The sequence below is a fragment of the Salinispora cortesiana genome (genome assembly GCF_000484695.1).
Taxonomy (GTDB): Bacteria; Actinomycetota; Actinomycetes; order Mycobacteriales; family Micromonosporaceae; genus Micromonospora; species Micromonospora cortesiana.
The window spans coordinates 1-3,908 of sequence record NZ_AXVR01000123.1 but is presented as its reverse complement, the minus strand read 5'-3'; the positions used below and the strand labels follow the sequence as shown (position 1 = coordinate 3,908).

At 64.9% G+C, this 3,908-nt stretch carries 5 protein-coding genes and 1 pseudogene; 4 read left to right on the top strand and 2 right to left on the bottom strand.

The features are described 5' to 3' along the window. Positions 1–240 precede the first annotated feature (240 nt). The 3 genes from K228_RS0124125 to K228_RS26220 all read left to right on the top strand — a co-directional run bounded on the left by K228_RS0124125 (position 241) and on the right by K228_RS26220 (position 1,952). The gene (locus tag K228_RS0124125) at positions 241–1,230 is read left to right on the top strand and encodes a calcium/sodium antiporter (RefSeq protein ID WP_025620677.1); all 990 of its coding nucleotides are present in this window, start codon (positions 241–243) and stop codon (positions 1,228–1,230) included. A 178-nt stretch (positions 1,231–1,408) separates the two neighbouring features. Next, a complete protein-coding gene (locus K228_RS29925) occupies positions 1,409–1,561 on the top strand; it encodes an SMI1/KNR4 family protein (protein ID WP_245603592.1) in 153 nt (50 codons plus the stop codon). A 58-nt stretch (positions 1,562–1,619) separates the two neighbouring features. Next, positions 1,620–1,952 carry a hypothetical protein gene (locus K228_RS26220; protein ID WP_245603591.1) on the top strand — a complete coding sequence of 111 codons (333 nt, stop codon included), beginning with the start codon at positions 1,620–1,622 and terminating at the stop codon, positions 1,950–1,952. 23 nt (positions 1,953–1,975) lie between these two features. Here K228_RS26220 and K228_RS30530 read toward each other — a convergent pair whose 3' ends face one another. Together K228_RS30530 and K228_RS0124115 are read right to left on the bottom strand one after the other, a co-directional pair. Beyond that, on the bottom strand, positions 1,976–2,287 hold the full coding sequence (locus K228_RS30530; protein WP_080671698.1) for a DUF7677 family protein: 312 nt from the start codon (positions 2,285–2,287) through the stop codon (positions 1,976–1,978). A 61-nt stretch (positions 2,288–2,348) separates the two neighbouring features. After that, positions 2,349–3,077: a hypothetical protein gene (locus K228_RS0124115; RefSeq protein ID WP_245603590.1), complete on the bottom strand. Its 729-nt coding sequence runs from the start codon at positions 3,075–3,077 to the stop codon at positions 2,349–2,351. A gap of 537 nt (positions 3,078–3,614) precedes the next feature. Between K228_RS0124115 and K228_RS26215 the strand changes: the two are divergent. Then, positions 3,615–3,908 (top strand): annotated as a pseudogene (locus K228_RS26215) (RCC1 domain-containing protein); the annotation flags it as partial.

Below are 3,908 nucleotides of genomic sequence, written 5' to 3'. Positions count from 1 at the left end.
ACAACCACAAGACTCAGCGGTGGCTGCTCCATGCTCACGGACAAAACCACACAGCTCCAGCAGGTCCGAACGGATCTCCTGCTGGAGTACTAGCCCCCTCCGCAAACCGGCCGGAGCGGGTCGCGTCGCCGCCGTACCCGCCCACACCCCGCACGGGCCGACCAGGCAGTAGGTTGGGCTCCGGTACTCCGGGCGCCGAGTCGACGGGATAGCGAGGACAACGCCGCACATGAGCCCATCATGATTTTCCGAATTCTCCTCGCCGTCGCCGGTCTGCTGCTGCTCACGGTGGCCGCCGACCACCTCGTGCTCGGTGCCTCCCGGCTCGCCCACCGGCTACGGATCAGACCCGTCGTCGTCGGCGTCGTGGTGATCGGTCTCGGCACCTCGGCACCGGAACTGCTCGTCTCCGGAGTGGCTGCGGCCCGCGGCGACACAAGCATTGCCCTGGGCAACATCGCGGGCTCCAACATTCTCAACCTGACCATGGTCCTCGGCGTCGCCGCACTGGTCGCCAAGGTCACGGTGAAGTCGACGGTGATCTACCGCGAGGCACGGCTCGCGGTCGGCGCAGTGCTGCTCTTCGGCCTCCTGGCCTGGACCGGACTGACGGCCATGACCGGTGCGGTGCTGCTGGTCGCCACCGCTGGCGCGCTCTGGCTGCTGATCCGGTGGGCGGGCCAGGGCGAAGCGACCCCGCTGGCCCAGGACGTGGTGGAGCACGTGGCGGACGAGAACACCACGGTTGACCCGGCTGGTCGTGCCGAGCCGACGCAGCGGCAACCGCTGGCCTGGTGGGAGCCGGTTCGCACCGTACTCGGCCTCGTCGGGGTCCTGGCCGGGGCGCAGCTGCTGGTCGTCAACGCCGCCGCCATCGCCACCGACCTGGGGGTCCCCCAGTTGATCATTGGTATGACCCTGGTCGCGGTGGGTACCTCACTCCCGGAGCTGGTCACCACGATTCAGGCCCAGCGACAGGGTGAGTCGGACCTGCTCGTGGGCAACCTGTTCGGCTCCAACCTGTTCAACAGCCTCGTCGGCGGTGCCGTGATCGCCTTGGCCGCCCCGAGCAGCGTCCCCGGCACCAATGTCGCACTCGTCCTGGTGATGGGCCTGACCGCGATGGCGGCGTGGATGCTGCTCCGCCGGAGCTACTCACTCACCCGCCCGGAAGGGTCGGTGCTGCTCGCGGCGTATGTGCTGACGATACCGCTGCTGCTGTCCGCGTAGCCGGGGCGAGAGCGCCACGCACAGGAGAGCGCAGGCCACCCAGCTGGGTTGGACCGACTACTCACAGGTGGGCCCACACCTCGCAATCACCCCCTCACCGCCTGACTCGGCACCTTAATACCCGTATGCACGCCCGGTGGCCAGGCCGCAAAAACCACAAGCGTGCACCATGCTACTTGTGCGTATCGAGCGTCTGAGCTTCTTCGTCACGTCTGTCCAGCTAGTCCCCGAAGGCTGGCGTCTGGTAGGTGTCATCCTTCCGCAGGATTACAAGCGGTTCATCAACTCCTATGGTGCCGGCCTCGTTGATAGCCACATCACCCCCCAATGAACCGCGCGACTGGGCAGACCTGTTGCCGCACAACGCCTGGGCCCACGGGTGCGTTCGCTTGGACTTCGGCGGACCTGGCAACAACTCCGGCGACTGGCACCTGGGCGACTCGTCGTGGTGGGAACCGCAGCGCGCGGATGTCCCACCCTGGTTCAACCCCGGTGACAACCTGATCTCGTGGGGACACACCGGCAACGGCGACCTGCTCTTTTGGCACATCAAGCCCAGCGTGGCCCCCGGCGACTGGCCAGTGGTGTTCAAGGAGGAAGGACCGCACTGGGAGCAGTACCAGTCCGGCTTCTCGGCGACCCTCGTCGGCTTACTAACGGGCACGATTCAGTCCGAATACCTGAGCAGTTGGCTTGGTGGACCGCACTGCTACACACCCTAGACACCCTCGTCCTTGCGTTCCTACTACACCAGTTCAGTTTCCCAATCTTCGAATGGGGGTTCGATGATGTAGCTCGGGTCGCAGTACCGGCACACATACTGAACTGCCGGGTACATGGCCTCTCCTGTGTTGGTGACGCTACCGTCGGGCTGCACGTCAAGTACGTTTGTAAAGATCGCGAATACTTGTTCGAGTGGCGACCCAAACTGCAGAAGGGATGACCTGTAGTCGATACCCTCAAGAGCTCGAAATCGAGGGGTGCCGTTCGTGATGTAGAACGCAAAGTACCGACAGACCGCCCGTACGTCCTCGGGGAGTTGGCTCACGCTGGACATCTTGGCAAACCCGGGCCGTCGCCTGTTTCAAAGCCCGTCGCCCAAAGCCCACCGGCGAAGGTTACATAACCAGGCGAGGAAGCTGCGCCCTTGCCTGGGTTAGGAAGGATCGAGCGGCGAGTTCCCCCGAACGGTTTCGGGCCCACATTGCCCACCGGGCATTAGAGCCGGGGAACACGGTGGCAAACGTTTTCCAAATGTGCAGCCGGAAGCCGACTTGCTCCCACCAGCGCTCGGTGTATCCGCACGCCTCCAGGATCGGAGTGAGGTGCACGGCATGCGCCTCGACCGCCGCTAGCCCTGGCGCGTCGTCGATCGATACCGAAATCCAGGTGGCGCACTCCTGGTAGAGAGCCTCGGCTTCGAGCATGGCGTCGATGCCAGGGAAGACGGGCACTATCGGCGCTGAGTGTGGGCCCGTGAAGCAATAGACGACGCTACCGTCGCCACGTAGCCAAACCTCGTACGGGTGGGCAACGTCGTGCTCGATGAGGTCGGCCATGGCGTCCTGGTCCTCGAGGCCGTAGTCGGCTGCTGCCCATGGACACAGTACGAACGTGACGGTCTCTTCGAACGACCATGCCCGGCTCCGGTACCGCAGGCCCCCGTACCGATCCGCCGCTCGCCGAAACAGGGTCAACGTTTCCTGGGCGTCCACGTCCGGCAGCCGGCTCAGCAGCGACCCCAGCTCGTCTGTCGTGGGCCAGCTCGACAGATCGACCGATGTCCGCTCTGCGGCAAGTCTGAGGAAGCGGACGGCTCTCGGTGACAACCCGGAAGAGTCGTCCAAGACGTGAAGCATACCTCCATGATCGATGACACGGCCGCCTGGTGTGCGGTGTCCTGCTGATACGCCACAAGTCGAGGTCCAGCCATTCGAGACGCAGCATCAGATTCAGCCAACGGTAGGGGCGCCGTCATCGGCACCACCGCCGCCCGTCGTCGCCTGCTGGGCCACCGACGGCGTTGCCACCCGACTCTTCACCGAAATGGAGCCGCAGTTACGAGCTTTCCCGGCCAAGCCAGCGCACGCCACACTCCGCTTCGGTGAGCCAGGCGACCTCACCATCGTTGAACAGCACATTGATCTATGACCGCCCACGTTATGACCCCAAGAGTGGGTAACGAAGATCGATGGGTCAGAGGTGTGGGGGTTGGCTGACCCGGGGACGACTGAACAGCCCCTCGCCCGTCACTTCCTCGTCGGTCGACCGACGACGTCAACCGGATGTCCGCTTAAGGGCGTTTCTCCGCATCCTTGTGGGATAGCTGGTTGACACTAGCGTCTGTCCTATTGGCAATGCTTGCCTGCGTGGAGGTAGGAGTGATGCGAAGATTCTGCCGGCGACCAGGCCGAAGCGCCGGCCGGGTGGGTCGGGCCATCGTCGGCTGGTTCTCTCTGGTGTTGGCGGTGACAGTCACGCAGGCAGTCGCTGGCGTGTGGCCTGCGGCCGCCCGGAACACGCCGGCACCGACCAGTGCCGCGTCGGACACCCTGCTGGCCTGGGGGGAAAACGATGACGGCGAGTTGGGCGACGGAACCACCACCAACCGCAGCACACCCGTCGAGGTCAACCTGCCCGCGGGCACGGAGGCCACTGCCATCGCCGCCACCGGCGAC